General features: G+C 52.1%; 1 protein-coding gene. It reads left to right on the top strand.

Annotated elements, in window-relative coordinates:
* Positions 1 to 618, top strand: a 618-nt coding sequence (locus tag R7Z50_RS28735) for an ATP-grasp domain-containing protein (protein WP_318149914.1), incomplete at both ends; no start/stop codon positions are given.

Below are 618 nucleotides of genomic sequence, written 5' to 3'. Positions count from 1 at the left end.
CTCAAGCCATTGTGGCAGAGGAGTTTGTGCCATTTAATCGTGAAGTCTCTTTAGTTGGTGCGCGTGGCAAAGACGGCAGTGTTGAAGTTTACCCTCTAGCAGAAAACGTTCATACCAATGGCGTATTGAGCTTATCCACCGCGATTGATGCGCCAGAGCTGCAAGCCCAAGCCAAGCAGATGTTCACGGCCGTCGCAGATAGCCTGGATTACGTTGGCGTATTGGCACTCGAGTTCTTTGATGTCGAGGGCACACTGTTAGTCAATGAGATTGCCCCACGCGTGCACAACTCCGGTCACTGGACACAGCAAGGTGCGGAAACTTGTCAGTTTGAAAACCATCTGCGCGCCGTGTGCGGCTTGCCGTTAGGCAGCACCAAACTGATTCGCGAAACCTCAATGGTGAATATTCTTGGTGAAGATACGTTGCCAGAAGCGCTGCTCGCCATGGATGGTTGTCACATCCATTGGTACGGCAAAGAGAAACGTGAAGGGCGCAAAATGGGTCACATCAACGTATGCGGTGACTACCCAGGAGAATTGCACCGTAGGTTGTGCGCTCTCGCGGAGGTCTTAGATCCAATGACATTCCCAGCCGTGCACGAGTTTGCGAAACAAG

This window comes from Vibrio sp. 1249-1 (assembly GCF_033340495.1).
This window is presented reverse-complemented; position numbering and strand designations above follow the sequence as displayed.